Annotated in this window: 15 protein-coding genes; 2 read left to right on the plus strand and 13 right to left on the minus strand. The window is 63.0% G+C overall.

All coding sequences use genetic code 11. The features are described 5' to 3' along the window. Positions 1 to 26 precede the first annotated feature (26 nt). Positions 27 to 827, plus strand: a complete 801-nt coding sequence (fabI, locus tag KJQ96_RS11935) for an enoyl-ACP reductase FabI (protein ID WP_213286791.1) — start codon at positions 27 to 29, stop codon at positions 825 to 827. A 128-nt stretch (positions 828 to 955) separates the two neighbouring features. Here fabI and KJQ96_RS11940 read toward each other — a convergent pair whose 3' ends face one another. From KJQ96_RS11940 to KJQ96_RS11955, 4 genes are all read right to left on the minus strand, one after another. Beyond that, entirely contained in the window at positions 956 to 1,552 is a 597-nt protein-coding gene (locus KJQ96_RS11940) for a glutathione S-transferase family protein (protein ID WP_213286792.1), read from the minus strand. 84 nt (positions 1,553 to 1,636) lie between these two features. Further along, positions 1,637 to 2,590 (minus strand): hypothetical protein, encoded by a 954-nt coding sequence (locus KJQ96_RS11945; RefSeq protein ID WP_213286793.1) that lies wholly within the window; start codon positions 2,588 to 2,590, stop codon positions 1,637 to 1,639. Further along, complete coding sequence (locus KJQ96_RS11950; protein WP_213286794.1) at positions 2,572 to 3,027, minus strand: GNAT family N-acetyltransferase; 456 nt, start codon at positions 3,025 to 3,027, stop codon at positions 2,572 to 2,574. The genes KJQ96_RS11945 and KJQ96_RS11950 overlap by 19 nt, the downstream gene beginning before the upstream one ends. Before the next feature lie 27 nt (positions 3,028 to 3,054). Next, entirely contained in the window at positions 3,055 to 3,993 is a 939-nt protein-coding gene (locus KJQ96_RS11955; RefSeq protein WP_213286795.1) for a LysR substrate-binding domain-containing protein, read from the minus strand. 103 nt (positions 3,994 to 4,096) lie between these two features. Here KJQ96_RS11955 and katG point away from each other — a divergent pair, with 103 nt between their 5' ends. Then, positions 4,097 to 6,250, plus strand: a complete 2,154-nt coding sequence (gene katG / locus KJQ96_RS11960; protein WP_213286796.1) for a catalase/peroxidase HPI — start codon at positions 4,097 to 4,099, stop codon at positions 6,248 to 6,250. 83 nt (positions 6,251 to 6,333) lie between these two features. Here katG and KJQ96_RS11965 read toward each other — a convergent pair whose 3' ends face one another. The 9 genes from KJQ96_RS11965 to rimP form a co-directional block, all read right to left on the minus strand. After that, a complete protein-coding gene (locus KJQ96_RS11965; protein ID WP_213286797.1) occupies positions 6,334 to 7,080 on the minus strand; it encodes a superoxide dismutase in 747 nt (248 codons plus the stop codon). A 224-nt stretch (positions 7,081 to 7,304) separates the two neighbouring features. Next, entirely contained in the window at positions 7,305 to 9,461 is a 2,157-nt protein-coding gene (gene pnp, locus KJQ96_RS11970; protein ID WP_213286798.1) for a polyribonucleotide nucleotidyltransferase, read from the minus strand. A gap of 320 nt (positions 9,462 to 9,781) precedes the next feature. Further along, the gene (rpsO, locus tag KJQ96_RS11975; RefSeq protein WP_028347859.1) at positions 9,782 to 10,051 is read right to left on the minus strand and encodes a 30S ribosomal protein S15; all 270 of its coding nucleotides are present in this window, start codon (positions 10,049 to 10,051) and stop codon (positions 9,782 to 9,784) included. A gap of 2 nt (positions 10,052 to 10,053) precedes the next feature. Continuing rightward, positions 10,054 to 11,208 carry a tRNA pseudouridine(55) synthase TruB gene (truB, locus tag KJQ96_RS11980; RefSeq protein ID WP_213286799.1) on the minus strand — a complete coding sequence of 385 codons (1,155 nt, stop codon included), beginning with the start codon at positions 11,206 to 11,208 and terminating at the stop codon, positions 10,054 to 10,056. Beyond that, on the minus strand, positions 11,208 to 11,621 hold the full coding sequence (rbfA, locus tag KJQ96_RS11985; RefSeq protein ID WP_028347857.1) for a 30S ribosome-binding factor RbfA: 414 nt from the start codon (positions 11,619 to 11,621) through the stop codon (positions 11,208 to 11,210). The genes truB and rbfA overlap by 1 nt, the downstream gene beginning before the upstream one ends. A 170-nt stretch (positions 11,622 to 11,791) precedes the next feature. Continuing rightward, positions 11,792 to 14,440, minus strand: coding sequence for a translation initiation factor IF-2 (infB, locus tag KJQ96_RS11990; RefSeq protein WP_213286800.1), 2,649 nt, complete (start codon positions 14,438 to 14,440; stop codon positions 11,792 to 11,794). A gap of 72 nt (positions 14,441 to 14,512) precedes the next feature. Continuing rightward, a complete protein-coding gene (locus KJQ96_RS11995) occupies positions 14,513 to 15,196 on the minus strand; it encodes an RNA-binding protein (protein ID WP_213286801.1) in 684 nt (227 codons plus the stop codon). A 75-nt stretch (positions 15,197 to 15,271) separates the two neighbouring features. Continuing rightward, positions 15,272 to 16,882, minus strand: a complete 1,611-nt coding sequence (gene nusA, locus KJQ96_RS12000) for a transcription termination factor NusA (RefSeq protein WP_057844732.1) — start codon at positions 16,880 to 16,882, stop codon at positions 15,272 to 15,274. A 3-nt stretch (positions 16,883 to 16,885) separates the two neighbouring features. Then, positions 16,886 to 17,650: a ribosome maturation factor RimP gene (gene rimP, locus KJQ96_RS12005; RefSeq protein WP_213286802.1), complete on the minus strand. Its 765-nt coding sequence runs from the start codon at positions 17,648 to 17,650 to the stop codon at positions 16,886 to 16,888. Positions 17,651 to 17,857: the final 207 nt, after the last annotated feature.

Here is a 17,857-nt window from a genome sequence, read left to right on the forward strand (position 1 = left end):
TCGAAGACAATGGGAGCGAGCGTACGATGCAAGACCTGATGAAAGGCAAGCGCGGGCTGATCATGGGCGTCGCCAATGATCATTCGATCGCCTGGGGCATCGCGAAGGCGCTTCACGCGCAGGGCGCCGAGCTCGCCTTCACCTATCAGGGCGAGGCGCTCGGCAAACGTGTCAAGCCGCTGGCGCAATCGCTCGGCGTCGATACGGTGCTGTCGTGCGACGTCGAAGACCTTGCCAGCGTCGATTCGGTTTTCTCGGCGCTGAAGGCCAAATGGGACGGGCTCGACTTTCTCGTCCACGCGATTGCGTTCTCCGACAAGAATGAGTTGAAGGGGCGCTATGCTGATACCACGCGCGAGAACTTTTCGCGCACCATGCTGATCTCCTGCTTTTCGTTCACCGAAATCGCCAAGCGCGCCGCCGAGCTGATGCCCGAGACCGGTGGCTCCATGATCACGCTGACCTTCGGCGGATCGGTGCGCGTGATGCCGAATTACAACGTGATGGGTGTGGCGAAAGCGGCGCTGGAAGCATCAGTACGCTATCTCGCCGCCGACTTCGGCCCGCGCAAGATCCGCATCAATTCGATCTCGGCCGGCCCGGTGCGCACGCTGGCCGGTTCCGGCATCGGCGATGCGCGCGCGATGTTCGCCTTCCAGCAGAAGCACTCGCCGCTTGGCCGCGGCGTGACGCTGGAAGAGCTCGGCGGCTCGGCGCTCTATCTGTTGTCCGATCTGTCAGGCGGTGTCACCGGCGAAATCCACTACGTCGATTCCGGTTACAACGTGATCTCGATGCCGCGGCCCGAAGAATTGAAAGCGGAGTAGAGCTGCCAACACACAGTAGATTCGTAGGGCGGGCAACTCGAAGCGTGCCCATCATTTCACGCGCGGAATGCTAGACGGTGGGCACGTCGCTGCGCTCCTTTGCCCACCCTACGACCGCTACGACCGCCTCACCCCGCCGCGATCTTCTCCGCGCGCTGAAAGGCCGGACGCGCCGCGCAGCGGTCGATATAAGCGTCGAATGACGGCCGTGGCGGCACCATCTTGAACATCCGTACCGCAAAATTCAGCCCCGAGCCGAGCATGATGTCGGCGGCGGAGAATTTCTCTCCGAGAATCCAAGGGCCCTTCTGCAGGGCGGCATCGAGCACGTCAAATGTCTGGGTCGCACTGCCCCACGCCGCCGTGCTCGACGGCACCTCCAGCTTCGTGAAGAGCTGGATCAGCGCCGGTTCGATGCAGCTCGGCGAGAAGAACAGCCACTGCAGGTATCTTGCGCGCAGCGGATCGGTGGCGGCCGGCGCAAGGTCGGTTTCCGGATAGCGGTCGGCGATGTAGGCGCAGATCGCGGCCGCTTCCCCGAGCGCGGCGTCGCCGTCCTTCAATCCCGGCACCTTGCCCATCGGATTGATCGCTAGATACTCCGGCGCCTTCTGCGCGCCCGTGGTGATGTCGGTGAGCACGCGCTCGTAAGGTAATCCGGTTTCTTCCAGGAGCCAGATGGCGGAGAACGAGCGCGAGCGGGGCGACCAATAGAGCTTTATCATCAGACGTTTCCTTTTCGGATCAATTGCGAATGTCGCGTAGGATTGCGTCAACGTCACGACTGGCCGTGGAATGATACCAGAGCGTCAGCTCAGCGTTGCTCTGTAAGCATCGCTGGTATGGTCTGGTCTAGGCTTGCCGCCAGCAAGGCCCGAACGCCATCGCCGCAAGGCTGGATTGCTGGCTGCTTCCGCCGGAACCGCCGGGAAAGATCCCTCCTCCAACTTGCGACTAGGTCCATGAATAGGATTCAAACCCAGCCCGCGTGAGAGCAGAGATTCGTCGCCAGTTGACGCCGCGGCCCGCTTGATGGTCGAAAAATTCTCTCCGTCAAGCACGAGGATATAGGTCAGAGCGAACAAGTAGTTTCGGCCGGCCCAGCCGACGATTCCGATACCGCGTACGTTCTGGTTGGTGTTGCTGAACTGACTGCTGGACCGCTGCACCAGGATATACCGTTTGCAGTGGATGCCGGCCGCGCTCTGCCGCACGGCGGCAACCAGCTCTGCGTTGGTGTCGCGAAACAGCGCGGACACCCCTCCCTGACGCTCGATCGCCGCGAACGCGTCCTTGGCGGCCGTGATTTTCCGAACCGAGACTCCGGGCGCGGCGGCGCGAATTCGCGCGACGGCGAGGTCGTCGAGACCCCAGCCGCTGGTCGGCACCTCTTGGTATTTGTTGCCGAATACTATAAGGCCGACCTTCTGCACGACGAAGGCATCGCCGATGACCGGAATGACGCCGATCTGGCACGGACCGCTTTCAGCGGGCGCGGCCGGCTTGGCGCCGTTTTTGGCTTTGGGCGTGGACCTCTTCGCAGCAGGTGCACCGGTTTGGGTCGTCGCTCCCTGTGGCGACGGGGTTTGTGCCGATGCGGAAATTATGAAGCACGAAAAGAAAATCGCGGCGGTGAATACTCTAACCATACAAACTCGGTAAAGTGCGGGGTGCATCGGGGCATTTGCGAAACTAGAACGTGCGGGAGCGATGCGCAAGGCGAAGGTGCTTCGCACTCCTCGGATCAGTCGCTCTTCTTCCATCGGTAGTGCTTCATCACGCGGCCCGTCAACGGCTCGACCTCTTCCTTCTCGAACACAAAGCCTTCGCGCTCGTACCAGCGCCAAGCCCTTTCGTTCTCGCGCACGCAGCGCAGCCAGATTGCGTCCGGCAGATGTTTGCGCGTAAAGGCGAGCAGTTGGCGTCCGACGCTGTTGCCCTGATACTCCGGCGCGACGAACAACTGGTCGAGATAGCGATCTGAAAGATGCAACGCGAGCATTGCCGCCAATTTGCCGCTGTCGTCGGCGACGTAAAGGCTGCAGCCCTTCTCCACCTCCATCGGGACACGCGCGCGCAATTTTGCCAGCAGGGCGCCGCTGGCATCTTCCAATCCGGTCGAGACCCAACTGTCCATCCAGACCCCGGCGATGGGGTCATATTCGTCTGGTCGGGCGAGGCGGATGATGATTTGTGACACGCCGATACTCCCGAGGCGCCCGGCTCGTCAGGTCCGCGCTTTCCGTGGTGACGATCCCGTCTTGCGCTGTTCGCGCAATGCGTCGGCGGCGAGGCAGACCACCTCGGAGATTTGCTGGAGCTGTCCGGCGAGCGGGCTCGTCTTGCGCCAGACCATGCCGATGGTTCGCGACGGCTGCGGATTCCTGAAGCGGGCGACGGAGACCGGCGCCGAGCGGGTTTCCACCGCGACTGCCATTTCCGGGATCAGGGTGACGCCGATACCGGCGCCGACCATTTGCACGAGCGTCGACAGCGAGCTTGCGTCCAGGACTTCCCGCGGCGGCGAGGACTGCATGTTGCAGAACGACAGCGCCTGATCGCGGAAGCAGTGGCCCTCCTCGAGCAGCAAGAGCCGCATTTCGCGCAGCGTCTCGTGGCTTGGTACCGGCGTTCCTTCATCCTCGCCCGGCCGCACCAGCAGGAAATTCTCAGAAAAACACGCGACCTCGGTCAGCGAAGGCTCCGACACCGGCAGCGCAACGATCGCGGTATCGAGCCGGCCCTCGACAACTTCCTTGATCAGCTTCGGCGTTAGCGTCTCACGCACGTGAATGTCGAGCTCCGGATGCAGGCGCGCGAGGTTCTCGATCACCTTCGGCAAAAGATAGGGCGCAATCGTCGGAATCATGCCGATGCGCAAGCGCCCCGCCAGTCGATCGCTCGACGCGCGTGCAAAATCTCCGAGTTCATCGACCGAGCGCAGGATGTCGCGGACACGCTGGATGATCTCTTCGCCGAATTTCGTCAGCGTCACTTGTCGCGCGCTTCGTTCCAGCAGCACGCCGCCCAGGACCTCCTCCATTTCCTTGATTTGCATCGACAGCGCCGGCTGCGAGATCGAACATGCCTCTGCTGCGCGTCCGAAATGGCCATGACGTGCCAGCGCATCGAAATAGCGAAGCTGTCTGAGTGTCATCTGGATCATCAGATTATCTTATCAGCTCGATCATTAAAATCAACTTCACCTGATGGAAGGCTCTGCTTAGAGTGCTTCCAATCCGAACAGGAAGCGACCTCAGGAGACAATCATGGATGACAAGACCAAATGCCCGTTCTCGGGCGGCAATCGCGCACGCACGAACCGCGACTGGTGGCCGGACGCGCTGGACGTTTCGGTTCTTCACCGCAATTCCACGCTCTCCGATCCGATGGGCGAGGCGTTCGACTACGCCAAGGAATTCAAGACGCTCGATCTCAATGCCGTGATCAAGGACCTGCACGCGTTGATGACGGACTCGCAGGAATGGTGGCCGGCCGACTTCGGTCACTATGGCGGCCTGATGATCCGCATGGCCTGGCACAGCGCGGGCACCTACCGCATCACGGACGGCCGCGGCGGCGCCGGCGCCGGTCAGCAGCGCTTCGCGCCGCTGAATAGCTGGCCTGACAACGCCAACCTCGACAAGGCGCGCCGGCTGTTGTGGCCGATCAAGCAGAAATACGGCCGGAAAATCTCGTGGGCCGACCTGATGATTCTCGCCGGCAACGTCGCGCTGGAATCGATGGGCTTCAAGACGTTCGGCTTCGCCGGCGGCCGCGCCGACGTCTGGGAGCCCGAGGAGCTGTTCTGGGGGCCCGAGGGCACCTGGCTCGGTGACGAACGCTATAGCGGCGAACGCCAGCTCGCCGAGCCGCTCGGCGCCGTGCAGATGGGCCTCATCTACGTCAACCCGGAAGGGCCGAACGGCAATCCGGACCCGATCGCGGCGGCCAAGGATATCCGCGAGACCTTCTTCCGCATGGCGATGAACGACGAGGAAACCGTCGCCCTAATTGCCGGCGGTCACTCGTTCGGCAAGACCCACGGCGCCGGCGATCCGTCGCTGGTCGGCGCGGACCCGGAAAGCGGTGCGCTCGAGGATCAGGGCCTCGGCTGGAAGAGCAAGCATGGCACGGGCGTCGGCGCCGACGCCATCACCGGCGGCCCTGAAGTCACCTGGACGCAGACGCCGACCAAGTGGAGCAATCTGTTCTTCAAGAACCTGTTCGAAAACGAATGGGAACTGACGCAGAGCCCGGCTGGAGCGAAGCAGTGGAAGGCGAAGGGCGCGGAAGCCTCGATCCCGGACGCCTACGATAAGTCGAAGAAGCATGTGCCGACCATGCTGACCACCGACCTGTCGCTGCGCCTCGACCCGGCCTACGAGAAGATCTCGCGGCGCTTCTACGAGAATCCGGACCAGTTCGCCGATGCGTTCGCGCGTGCCTGGTTCAAGCTCACGCACCGCGATATGGGCCCGATCGCGCGTTACCTCGGCCCGCTGGTGCCGAAGGAAACGCTGATCTGGCAGGACCCGATTCCGGCGGTCGATCATCCGCTGATCGGCGAGCAGGACATCGCCGCGCTGAAGGCGAAGATTCTCGCCTCCGGCCTGTCGGTGTCCCAGCTCGTCTCGACCGCATGGGCGTCGGCCTCGACGTTCCGCGGCTCCGACAAGCGCGGTGGCGCGAACGGCGCGCGGATTCGTCTCAGCCCGCAGAAGGACTGGGACGTCAACCAGCCGGCCGAGCTCAAGACTGTGCTGCAGAAGTTAGAGGCGATCCAGAAGGAGTTCGGCAAGAAGGTTTCGCTTGCCGACCTGATCGTTCTCGGCGGCTGCGCGGCGGTCGAAAAGGCCGCCAAGGACGCCGGACTGGACGTCAAGGTGCCGTTCACGCCGGGTCGCATGGACGCGTCGCAGGAGCAGACCGACGTCGAATCCTTCGCCCCGCTCGAACCGCGGGCCGACGGCTTCCGCAACTTCGTCAGTGCTAAGAAGCACCAGTTCATGAAGCCTGAGGAAGCATTGGTGGACCGGGCGCAGTTGCTGCGGCTGACGGGGCCCGAGATGACGGTGCTCGTCGGCGGCCTGCGTGTTCTCGGCGCCAATTTCGGCGGGTCGAAGCACGGCGTGTTCACCCAAAAGCCGGGCACGCTGACGAACGATTTCTTCGTCAACCTGCTCGACATGGGCACGCAATGGCAGCCCGCCGGCTCCGACGGCGTATACGAGAGCCGAGACCGCAAGACGAATGCCGTCAAGTGGACCGGCACCCGCGTCGACCTGATCTTCGGTTCGCACTCGCAGCTCCGCGCCTTCGCGGAAGTCTATGCGTGCACGGACTCGAAGGAGAAGTTTGCCAAGGATTTCGTGGCGGCGTGGACCAAGGTGATGAACCTCGATCGATTCGACATCGCCTGATCCTGACAAGAGAGCTATCGGGAAAACAAAAAAGGGCGGCCGAGAGGCCGCCCTTTTCACATGGGATTTCACTTGGGATGCGCTCAAACGCCGAGTGTACCGGCCTTGGCCGCAGCATAACGCTCCGCGATCTTGGCCCAGTTCACCGTATTCCACCACGCTTTCAGATAATCCGCGCGGCGGTTCTGGTAGTTCAGGTAATAAGCGTGCTCCCAGACGTCGTTGCCCATCAGCGCGCGCTTGCCGTCCATCATCGGATTGTCCTGGTTCGGACGGGTCTCGATCGCAAGCTTGCCGTCCTTGCCCACCGTCACGAACACCCAGCCCGAGCCGAACTGGCGTCCGCCGGCGGCATTAAAGTCGTTCTGGAATTTTTCCATGCCGCCGAGATCGCGATCGATCGCCGCCAGCACCTCGCCCTCCGGCTTGCCGCCGTTCGGGCCCATGATTTCCCAGAACATGGTGTGGTTGGCGTGCCCACCGAGATTGTTGCGCACGGTGAACTTGATGCTGTCGTCGAGCGCATTCAGGTTGCCGAGCACGTCTTCGATCTTCGCCGTCCCCAATTGCGGATTGGTCTTGGCGACGTTGTTGAGGCTGGCGACATAGGCTGCATGGTGCTTGCCATGGTGGATTTCCATCGTCTTGGCGTCGATGTGGGGCTCGAACGCATTGGTCGGATAGGTTAGCGGCGGCAGCGTAAACGGCCCGGTTGGGGCGGCGGCCGGGGCGGGAGCAGCGGCCTGCGCGAAGACCAGACGTGCGGCTGCAGCCACGGCCGCGATACCGGTTGCAGCAAACATCAAGTGGCGCCGGGACATGGATGACATCGACTTCTCCTGTAAGTGAACTGAGTGAATATCCGTTGGACGGAACGCCGTAGGCCGCTACGCGCGGCAATGTACGGATGAAGGGCAGGATCGGGTTTCGTTTTCTGTCCTCGCAAGCCTGCGACGTAATCGCACAGGTGCTGCCGTCCCGACAATGTAACTCGGGCCGCCAACAAAAAAGGGCGGCCGTTCGGCCGCCCTCTTGTTCACATTTTAGCGATGCCTTACTCGCCGGCGGCTTCACGCGGCGCCTGGCCTTCCGCCTTCTGCTTGGCCTCGAGGTCCTCGCCGGTGACCTGATCGACCACCTTCATCGACAGCCGGGTCTTGCCGCGGTCGTCGAAGCCCAGCAGCTTGACCTTGACCTTGTCGCCTTCCTTGACGACGTCGGAGGTCTTCTGGACGCGGTTGGCGGCGAGCTGGCTGATGTGGACCAGACCGTCCTTGGCGCCGAAGAAGTTCACGAAGGCGCCGAACTCCATCACCTTGACCACGGTGCCCTCATAGATCTGGCCGATCTCCGGATCGGAGGCGATCGACTTGATCCACTTGATCGCGGCCTTCATCGCCTCGCCGTCGTTGGAGGCGACCTTAACGGTGCCGTCGTCCTCGATGTTGACCTTGGCGCCGGTCTTTTCGACGATCTCGCGGATCACCTTGCCACCGGTGCCGATCACTTCACGGATCTTGTCGGTCGCGATCTTGAAGGTCTCGATGCGCGGCGCGTATTCGCCGAGCTCGGCGCGGGCGTTGGTCAACGCCTTGGCCATTTCGCCGAGGATGTGGACACGCCCTTCCTTGGCCTGACCGAGCGCAACCTTCATGATCTCCTCGGTGATGCCCTCGATCTTGATGTCCATCTGCAGCGAGGTGATGCCCTGGTCGGTGCCGGCAACCTTGAAGTCCATGTCGCCGAGATGATCCTCGTCGCCGAGAATGTCTGATAGGACCGCAAAGCGGGAGCCTTCCAGGATCAGGCCCATCGCGATACCCGCGGTCGGCCGTTTCAAGGGAACGCCCGCATCCATCAGCGCCAGCGAGGCGCCGCACACCGAAGCCATCGACGAGGAGCCGTTGGATTCGGTGATCTCGGAGACCACGCGCACCGTGTAAGGGAATTCGTGGTGCGGCGGCAGCACCGGATGGATCGCACGCCAGGCGAGCTTGCCGTGGCCGATCTCGCGGCGCTTGGTGCCGCCGAGGCGTCCGGTTTCACCGACCGAGTAGGGCGGGAAGTTGTAGTGCAGCAGGAACGTCTCTTTATACGTTCCCGACAGCGCGTCGATGTACTGCTCGTCCTCGCCGGTGCCGAGCGTGGTCACGACCATCGCCTGGGTCTCGCCGCGGGTGAACAGCGCCGAACCATGGGCGCGCGGCAGGACGCCGACTTCGGCGATGATGTTGCGCACGGTCTTGACGTCGCGGCCGTCGATGCGCTTGCCGGTATCGAGGATGTTCCAGCGAACGATCTTGGCTTCGAGCTCCTTGAACACGCCGGCGATGCGCAGCTTGTCGTATTTCGGCTCCTGGCCTTCCGGGAAATAGTGCGCGATCACCTTTTCCTTGGCCTTGCCGACCGCCGCATAGCGCTCCTGCTTGATCGGAATCGCGTAAGCCGCGCGCAGGTCCTGCTCGACCAGGCCGAGCATTTCCTTCTCGATCTCGCTGTTGTCGATAATGGTGACTTCGCGCGGATCCTTGGCGGCCTTCTCGGCCAGCTCGATGATCGCCTTGATCACCGGCTGGAAGTGGCGATGGCCGAACATGACCGCGCCGAGCATGATCTCTTCCGTGAGCTCCTTGGCTTCGGATTCGACCATCAGCACCGCGTCCGACGTGCCGGCGACGACGAGGTCGAGCTGCGTGTCGGTCATTTCATCGAGCGTCGGGTTGAGGATGTATTCGTCGTTGCTGAAGGCAACGCGCGCGGCGCCGATCGGTCCCTTGAACGGAGCGCCCGACAGCGTCAGCGCGGCCGAGGCGGCGACCATCGACAGCACGTCCGGATCGTTCTCCATGTCATGCGAGAGCACGGTGACGATGACTTGGGTTTCATTGCGCCAGCCGTCGGCGAACAGCGGACGGATCGGGCGGTCGATCAGGCGGGAGACCAGCGTCTCCTTTTCAGTCGGACGTCCCTCGCGCTTGAAGTAGCCGCCGGGAATGCGGCCCGCGGCGTAGGTCTTTTCCTGGTAGTCCACGGTCAGCGGCAGGAAGTCTACACCTTCGCGTGGCGCTTTGGCGGCAACGACGGTGGCAAGCACGACGGTCTCGCCATAGGTCGCCATCACGGCGCCGTCGGCCTGACGGGCGATCTTGCCGGTTTCCAGCTTGAGGGGACGTCCACCCCAGTCGATTTCGACGGAATGCGTATTAAACATAGTGGTCTTCTTTCATGGGTTCACGAGAGAGCGGAGCCCAAAAACACAAAGACCATGCGCAAGATGGCGGGACGCTGATCGCAACAAGAGATCAGCATCCGGCGATCCTGCCATGGTCTTTATCTTTCGGATGGCGTCCATCCTCCCGGCAGTCATGGGCACCTTGCCCTGTCCAGCGGCCGGATTGCTGCTGGACGTTTGTCGAGCACGATCCTTGTCGGATGATGCTCCTTGCGCATGATCGCCTCCAAAAATTGGAGTCCGATTTCTTCGGAAAATCATGCGAAAGCGCGCGCAAATTGCGCGCGCGTACACTCAAATCAACGGCGAATGTTATGCTTTTCGAGCAACGCCTTGTAACGCGCCTCGTCCTTCTTCTTGATGTAGTCGAGAAGCGAGCGGCGCGTCGACACGAGCTTCAGGAGGCCGCGGCGTGAATGATTGTCCTTCACGTGGGTCTTGAAGTGGCCCGTGAGATTGTTGATGCGTTCCGACAGGATCGCAACCTGGACCTCGGGCGAGCCGGTGTCGCCGGCTTTGGTGGCATTCGTCTTGATGACTTCCGCTTTGCGTTCGGCGGTAATCGACATCGTCAAACTCTCTCATTGCTGCGACCGGGACTGGCAGTCAGCCCGGTCAGGTTGAACACGCGCTTGGGGATGAGTTCGCCATTGCCAATTTCAGCAAGCGCCAAAAGACGGCCTGCCACCGTGACATAGACTGTGCCGCTACTATTGGGCGCATCCCGTCCGCGCAACAAAACGGCCTGGCCCCTGTGGAGCCTTGCCGCATCAGCCCGTGTGACGGCCAGTGCCGGGATGTCGTCCAGCGCGGTCTCAACGGGCAAAAGCGCGTCGGCGAGGCTTCCCTCGCCAGACGCGGCTCTATTGCATAAAGCCTCCAACTCTTCCAGCGGAATCATGTCCGTTTCGCGGAACGGGCCGACCAACGTCCGCCGCAACGCGCAGATATGGCCGAAACAGCCCAGAATCCGGCCGATATCGCGGGCCAGCGCTCGGACATAGGTGCCCTTGCCGCACTCCGCCTCGAACACGGATTGACCGTTATCTCCATGTTCTACAAGGGTTAATTCGTGAATCTCGACCGGCCGGGGCTTCAATTCGACGGTTTCGCCGTCCCGCGCCAGGTCATAGGCGCGCTCGCCCTGGACCTTGATTGCCGAATATTGCGGCGGGATCTGCTCGATCAGCCCGGTGAATTGGGGCAGCAGGGCCCGGATCGCGTCCGCTGACGGGCGGAGTTCGCTGCTCTGGGTCACCCGCCCCTCGGTATCGTCGGTGTCGCGCTCCTCACCCCAGGCGACCGTGAAGCGGTAGCGCTTGCGGCCGTCCATCACGAACGGAACCGTCTTGGTGGCCTCGCCGAGCGCGATCGGCAGGCCGCCGGACGCCAGCGGATCGAGCGTGCCGGCATGGCCGGCGCGCTTGGCCTGGAACAGGCGCTTGAGAATGGCAACCGCGTGCGTCGACGTCATGCCGATCGGCTTGTCGAGAATCACCCAGCCATGGACGTCGCGCTTGTCGCGCCGCGGCTGGTTGTTCTGGCGCGGCTGTTTGGTATGGCGCGGATCGTTGTTGGTGCGACGTTCGTCATTGTCGACGCGGCGCTTGCCGTCGTCGACGCGGCGTTCACCATCGTTGCGTGAATCGGAAAAATTATTTTTTTCAGCATCGTGCGAATCGGCAGTTTGCTGCTCGATCGCACGGTTGGCAGCGGTCGTAACCATCACTTGTCGTCCGAATCGGGTGCAAGGTCTCTTTGCACCGCAGGTGTTCGCAGTAATTTCTCGATCCGTTCCGCTTCGTCGAATCGTTCGTCGACGCGAAAGCGAAGGTCGGGAGCAAATTTTAAGTTAACGCGATGCGCGATCTCGCCGCGCAGGAATTTCTTGTTGCGTTCGAGCGCCGCAATCACGACGTCGGTGTCGCGTCCACCGAGCGGCATCACGTAAATTGTCGCGAGTTTCAGGTCCGGCGACATTCGCACCTCGGGAACGGTGATGATGTGGCCTTCGAGGTCGGGGTCGTGCACGTTACCGTGCGACAGAATATCGGCGACCGCATGGCGCACCGTTTCGCCGACGCGCAATTGTCGTTGCGAGCCGCCGGGAGCGGAACCCTTGCTGTGGTGGCGGGGCATTTGTCGAAATCCCAATTGCCGTCACCACCCGCGAAAGCGGGTGATGACGTATTCCGTGCTCAACGTTAGTTGCGGTGACTACTGGATGCCCCACCCCAGGGCGCAATTGCGCACAAGGCGGGGCATGACGGCTTAGTTCAAAAATCCCAAGCTCTTCGTAAGACTTGGACTTACAGAGAGCGCTGGATCGTCTCCACGCGATAACATTCGATGACGTCGCCGACACGCATGTCGCCGTAATTCTCGAACGCCATGCCGCATTCCTGGCCGGACTGCACTTCCTTCACTTCGTCCTTGAAGCGTTTCAGCGTCGACAGCTTGCCTTCGTGCACGACGACGTTGTCGCGGATCAGGCGAACGTTGGCGCCGCGCTCCACGGTGCCGTCGGTGACGCGGCAGCCGGCAACCTTGCCGACCTTGGAAATGTTGAACACTTCCAGGATCTGAGCATTGCCCAGCATGGTTTCGCGCAGCGTCGGCGCGAGCAGGCCGGACATCGCCTTTTTGATGTCGTCGACGAGATCGTAGATGATGTTGTAGTAGCGGATCTCGATGCCGTTGCGCTTGGCGGCCGCGGCAGCTTCCTTGTTGGCGCGCACCGAAAAGCCGATGATCGCGGCATTAAAGCCTTCCGCCAGCGTGACGTCGGATTCGGAGATGCCGCCGACGCCCGCGTGCAGGATACGCGCGGCGACTTCGTCGGTACCCAGTTTTTCCAGCGAACCCAAAATGGCTTCGAGTGAGCCCTGCACGTCGGCTTTGACGATCAGCGGGAATTCCTTGCGGCCCGCGGTCTTGAGCTGCGACATCATCTGCTCGAGCGAGCCGCGCATGCCGGAAATCGAGGCGGCGGCGTTCTCGCGCTTCTGGTGGGCGCGATAGCTCGTCACCTGGCGGGCGCGGGCTTCGTTCTCGACCACCGCAAGGCGGTCGCCGGCTTCCGGCGGACCGTTGAAGCCGAGTACTTCGACCGGCACCGAAGGTCCGGCTTCGTCGATGTTCTCGCCCTGATCCGAGATCAGCGCGCGGACACGGCCCATTTCGGCGCCGGCCACGATGATGTCGCCAACCCTCAGCGTACCGCGCTGGACCAGCACGGTCGCGACCGGGCCGCGGCCGCGATCGAGCTTGGCTTCGATCACGGTGCCTTCGGCAGGCCGTTCCGAATTGGTCTTGAGGTCGAGCAGCTCCGCCTGCAGCGCGATCATTTCGAGCAGCTTGTCGAGGTTGGTCTTGTTCTTGGCGGAGACCTCGACGTCGACGACTTCGCCGCCGAACGATTCGACCTGAACCTCGTGCTGCAAGAGTTCGGTGCGCACGCGTTCCGGCTTGGCGTCGGGCTTGTCGATCTTGTTGATCGCCACGATCATCGGCACCTTCGCCGCCTTGGCGTGGTTGATCGCCTCCACCGTCTGCGGCATGACGCCGTCATCGGCCGCCACCACCAGGATCACGATATCGGTGACCTTGGCGCCGCGCGCGCGCATCGCGGTGAACGCGGCGTGGCCGGGCGTATCGATGAAGGTGATTTTCTTGCCGCTTTCCGGCGAGGTCACCTGGTAGGCGCCGATATGCTGGGTGATGCCGCCGGCTTCGCCCGACACCACATTGGCGTGACGAAGCGCGTCGAGCAGCGAGGTCTTGCCGTGGTCGACATGGCCCATCACGGTAACGACCGGCGAGCGCGGTTCGGTATCGGTGGAATCGTCGACGACGTCGAACAGGCCCTCTTCCACGTCGGAGGCGGCGACGCGCTTGACGGAGTGACCCATTTCCTCGGTGATCAGCTGCGCAGTGTCGGCATCGATCACGTCGGTGATCTTGTGCATCGCGCCCTGCTTCATCAGCAGGCGGATGACGTCGACCGCGCGCTCCGACATGCGGTTGGCGAGTTCCTGGATGGTGATCGCTTCCGGGATCGTGACCTCGCGGATCAGCTTTTCCTTTGGCTCATTGGAGGCGTGGCCCTTCAGACGCTGGGTGCGGCGGCGGAACGAGGCGATCGAACGCTCGCGCACGTCGTCATTGAGCGCGGTGACCACCGTCAGGCGGCCGCGTTCCTTCTGTGGGCCGGGCTTGTGGGTGGCCTTGGGAGGGGTTGCGGGGCGCATGGCGCCGCCGGGGCCACGCCGAACGAGACGCGGACCTTCGTCTTCATCGGAACCATCGGCGGCAACGCCCGGGGCGCGCGCGGGCGGCACTGCAGCCGGACGGGCGCCAGCTGGGCGGGCGGCGGCGGGTCGCGCTGCGGCGGGTGCCGGCGTCGCCGCGGGCTTGGTCTCGGTCTCGCCAAATCGCTTCTTGGCCTCGACTTCGGCCTTGCGCTTGGCTTCCTCTTCCAGGCGGTGCCGTTCTTCCTCAGCCTTGCGGCGGGCCTCGGCGGCCTCGCGTTCGGCCTGTTCGATGCCTTCACGGCTGGCGCGGCGCTTGGCCTCTTCCTCGGCCAGGCGGCGCTCTTCGATTTCGCGCATCTTGGCGTCGGCCAGCGCGCTGGCGCGGGCGGAACGCTCGTCTTCCGTCAATGTTCGCAGCACCACGCCCGAACCGCCGCGCGCGGGACCCGGCGTTGCTGCAGGGCGGGAGAGGGGGGCCTTTGCGGCGGGCGCCGCCTTGGCGGCGGCCGGCTCGGGCGCATGCGTCTCAGTGGCGGGCGCGTCGCCGCCGACGCGGCGCTTCCCACGCTTTTCGACCACGACCTGCTTGGTCCGGCCATGGCTGAAGCTCTGGCGCACGGTGCCCGTCTCGACCCGCGGCTTCAGCGTCAAGGTCTTGGTCGGAACACTCAAAGTCTTGTCGCCAGGCGTTTTGGTATCAACCATTCAGCAGTCCTAATCTCGTTAGCGTTGTGCGGTTTCCGCACCGTCTTAAAGCAGGTCTTCGGAACCAATCTGTCAGTCAGAATTTCTGGTCGCCATTCCGGTCTTGTCGTCATCGTCCGTCCGGTATCGAACCAGGATCTGGCAGCGCGACAGGAACGTCTTGCTCGCCGGGCCCGCGAGCAGCGCAGCATGTATCACATTTGACCGGCCCAGTGCCAAATCCAATTGTGCCGAGGTTAAAGCAGTAACAATCGGCAAATCCCGCGATTCACCGATATTTCGGCCCCTTTGCCCGGCGATCGCGTCCAATTTGCGGATTCCGTCGGCCGCGCCGTCGGAAGCGTGGATCAAGACTGCGGCCCTGCCCTGTTCGAGCAGGCCCTCGACCTTGGCAAAGCCGGAAACCACCTGACCGGCTTTGGCCGCCATGGCCAGTGCCTCGGTGCAGCTTCGTTCCAGCAGGGCCTCGGTATCGGCGGGAAGGGTCGCCGCGACCCGGACGTCGCGCTTGAACCCTCTGTTAAATTGGTGACGCCGCACCGCTTCCGCAACCGTCCGGCGCGAGGCCGACACCCAGAGGCCGCGGCCGGGCAGCTTGCGTTTCAAATCGGGGATCACCTCGCCCGAGGGGGCGACAACGAACCGGATCAGCTCGTCGACCGGACGCACCTCGCGACTGACCGCGCACATCCGCATGGTCGCGGACTTGTCGGTCCGCGGCCCATGGTCGAGATCGGGGTCAGCCAAAGCGAGCATGCCTGTTTGATAGCTCCAGTCATCTGCGCACGGTCTGCGCGCAGAAAAGAGTTTCGGTTTTGCGGAACACCCGCACTACGCCGTTTGGTCTTCGGTGGCTTCAGCCGTCTCGGATTGCTTGGCGAGTTCGGCCTCGGTGATCCAGCCGGCAATGACGCGAGCCTGCATGATCATGGCTTCCGCATCTTCGCGCGAGATCTCGTTGGCGTCGAGAATGCCGGGATGCTTGGTCGGCTCGCCGCCTTCCTTGCGTTCGGTCCAGCCGACCAGATCGTCGGTGGCGCAGCCCGCCAGATCCTCGACCGTCTTGATGTCGTTTTCGCCGAACTTCACCAGCATCTTCGAGGTCACGCCGGGGACCTTCTTCATTGCATCTTCCACGCCGAGTTCCTTGCGCTTGTTTTCCAGCTCGGTTTCGAGCTGCTCCAGATATTCTCTCGCCCGGCTCTGCAGCTCGTTGGCGGTTTCCTCGTCGAAGCCCTCGATGCCGGCCAACTCCTTGGCATCGACCAGCGCCAGTTCCTCGACCGACGTGAAACCTTCGGATGCCAGCAACTGACCCACCACTTCGTCGACGTTCAGCGCTTCCATGAAAACGCGGGTCGAGTTCTCGAAATCGGCCTGACGGCGCTCGGATTCTTCCTGCTCGGTGAGGATGTCGATGTCCCAGCCGGTGAGCTGCGAGGCGAGGCGCACGTTCTGGCCGCGGCGGCCGATCGCCAGCGAGAGCTGATTGTTGGTGTCGGGAACCACGACCTCGATCCGCTCGCGGTCCTCATCGATCACGACCTTGGCGACTTCGGCGGGCGCCAGCGCGTTGACGACGAAGGTTGCGATGTCGGGCGACCACGGAATGATGTCGATCTTTTCGCCCTGCAGTTCGTTCACCACCGCCTGCACGCGCGAGCCGCGCATGCCGACGCAGGCGCCGACCGGATCCACCGAGGAATCCCGGGAAATCACGCCGATTTTCGCACGCGAGCCGGGATCGCGGGCCACCGCCTTGATCTCGACGATGCCGTCATAGATCTCAGGCACCTCTTGCGCGAACAGTTTGGCCATGAACTGCGGATGGGTGCGGGAGAGGAAGATCTGCGGTCCGCGGGTTTCGCGGCGGACATCGAAGATATAGGCGCGGACGCGGTCGCCGTTGCGGAATACCTCGCGGGGCAGCATTTCGTCGCGGCGGATGATGGCTTCACCGCGGCCGAGATCGACGATCACGCTGCCATATTCGACGCGCTTGACGACGCCGTTGACGATGTCGCCGATGCGGTCCTTGAATTCCTGGTATTGCCGGTCGCGTTCGGCCTCGCGCACCTTCTGCACGATCACCTGCTTGGCGGATTGCGCGGCGATGCGGCCATATTCCAACGGCGGCAGGGTGTCGGCGATGGTGTCGCCGACCTGGGCGCCCGGATTAGCGCGCTGCGCGTCCGCCAGCGAAATCTGGTTCGCCGAGTTCTCGACGTGATCGACCACCAGCATGTGGCGGGACAGCCGCAGTTCGCCCTTCTTGGCGTCGATCTCGGCGTGAACGTCGGTCTCGCTGCCGTAACGGGCGCGGGCCGCCTTGGCGATGGCGTCTTCCATCGCGGCGATCACGATGCCGCGGTCGATCGACTTTTCGCGGGCGACCGCGTCTGCGATCTGCAGCAACTCGAGTTTGTTGGCACTGACTGCCATGACCTAGTCTCCTTCGGTAGGATCGATCTCGCCTCTGCGCAGTCTCTCTGCGGCGAGGCGGTGTTTCTTGGTATTCGTCGGCTCCAGCTTCTTGCCGGGCTTCGGCTTCGGTTTGTTGCTTTTGGCCGGATCACTCTTTTTTGCGTGCGGCGGAGGCGGCGGCGTCAGCCCGAGATTCTGCTTCAACTCGCGCTCGGCTTGCTTGCCGCGCCGCATCGATTCCGCAATCAACTCGTCGGTCAGAACCAGCCGGGCGTCGGAGATGTCTTCCATCACCAGGAGCACGTCGCCATCTTCGTCCGCGCGTGTGTCATCCCGATGTAGCCGCACGGCATTGCCTTCGACACCTGCCAGCGTACCACGGAAGCGCTTGCGGCCCTGATGGGCGACTGCCATTTCGATTTTCACGAGATGACCGGCGTAGCGTTCGAAATCGGAGCGGCGCACCAGCGGGCGATCGATGCCGGGCGATGAAATCTCCAGACGGTAGGCGCGCTCGATCGGATCGGCGACGTCGAGCACCGGCGACAGCGCCCGCGAGATCGCCTCGCAATCCTCGATCTGCATCGAGCCGTCGGGCCGCTCCGCCATGATCTGGACAGTGCATCCGGCCTCGCCGGAAATCTTGATCCGGACTAGGCGGTAGCCCATTCCCTGCAAAACCGGCCCGGCAACGGCCGACACCCGCGCCGCCACGCCCGGCTCGACGACGAGACGGGGCTCGGCCAAGAGGTCGGCATCCTCGGGAACAGCAGTTGGATCGGTCATGTCCAGGGTCAAAAGCGTCTTACTTGCATGGGTTTAGGCCGGGCCTAACCGGAGGTCCGGCCGGTTCCCCGAACCGCCCTTGAGGCCCCGTTCTGGGCAAGGCGGGTTCAGGTAATAAAAAAGAGCGGGTCCCGGGGGGCCCACTCTCAATACGCGATCGTATGAGAACCATAAGTTGCCGCGGATATAGCGGTTTTTCCGCAATCC

The organism is Bradyrhizobium sp. sGM-13, assembly GCF_018398875.1.
Taxonomy (GTDB): domain Bacteria; phylum Pseudomonadota; class Alphaproteobacteria; order Rhizobiales; family Xanthobacteraceae; genus Bradyrhizobium.

Bases quoted from the DNA above. Each gene is read 5' to 3' on its own strand.
- KJQ96_RS11945 (WP_213286793.1), bottom strand. From the start codon at position 2,590: ATGGAAGAAGAGCGACTGATCCGAGGAGTGCGAAGCACCTTCGCCTTG.
- rimP (WP_213286802.1), bottom strand. From the start codon at position 17,650: ATGACCGATCCAACTGCTGTTCCCGAGGATGCCGACCTCTTGGCCGAG.
- nusA (WP_057844732.1), bottom strand. From the start codon at position 16,882: ATGGCAGTCAGTGCCAACAAACTCGAGTTGCTGCAGATCGCAGACGCG.
- KJQ96_RS11955 (WP_213286795.1), bottom strand. From the start codon at position 3,993: ATGATCCAGATGACACTCAGACAGCTTCGCTATTTCGATGCGCTGGCA.
- infB (WP_213286800.1), bottom strand. From the start codon at position 14,440: ATGGTTGATACCAAAACGCCTGGCGACAAGACTTTGAGTGTTCCGACC.
- KJQ96_RS11995 (WP_213286801.1), bottom strand. From the start codon at position 15,196: ATGCTCGCTTTGGCTGACCCCGATCTCGACCATGGGCCGCGGACCGAC.
- rbfA (WP_028347857.1), bottom strand. From the start codon at position 11,621: ATGCCCCGCCACCACAGCAAGGGTTCCGCTCCCGGCGGCTCGCAACGA.
- pnp (WP_213286798.1), bottom strand. From the start codon at position 9,461: ATGTTTAATACGCATTCCGTCGAAATCGACTGGGGTGGACGTCCCCTC.
- katG (WP_213286796.1), top strand. From the start codon at position 4,097: ATGGATGACAAGACCAAATGCCCGTTCTCGGGCGGCAATCGCGCACGC.
- truB (WP_213286799.1), bottom strand. From the start codon at position 11,208: ATGGTTACGACCGCTGCCAACCGTGCGATCGAGCAGCAAACTGCCGAT.
- rpsO (WP_028347859.1), bottom strand. From the start codon at position 10,051: ATGTCGATTACCGCCGAACGCAAAGCGGAAGTCATCAAGACGAATGCC.
- KJQ96_RS11940 (WP_213286792.1), bottom strand. From the start codon at position 1,552: ATGATAAAGCTCTATTGGTCGCCCCGCTCGCGCTCGTTCTCCGCCATC.
- fabI (WP_213286791.1), top strand. From the start codon at position 27: ATGCAAGACCTGATGAAAGGCAAGCGCGGGCTGATCATGGGCGTCGCC.
- KJQ96_RS11965 (WP_213286797.1), bottom strand. From the start codon at position 7,080: ATGTCATCCATGTCCCGGCGCCACTTGATGTTTGCTGCAACCGGTATC.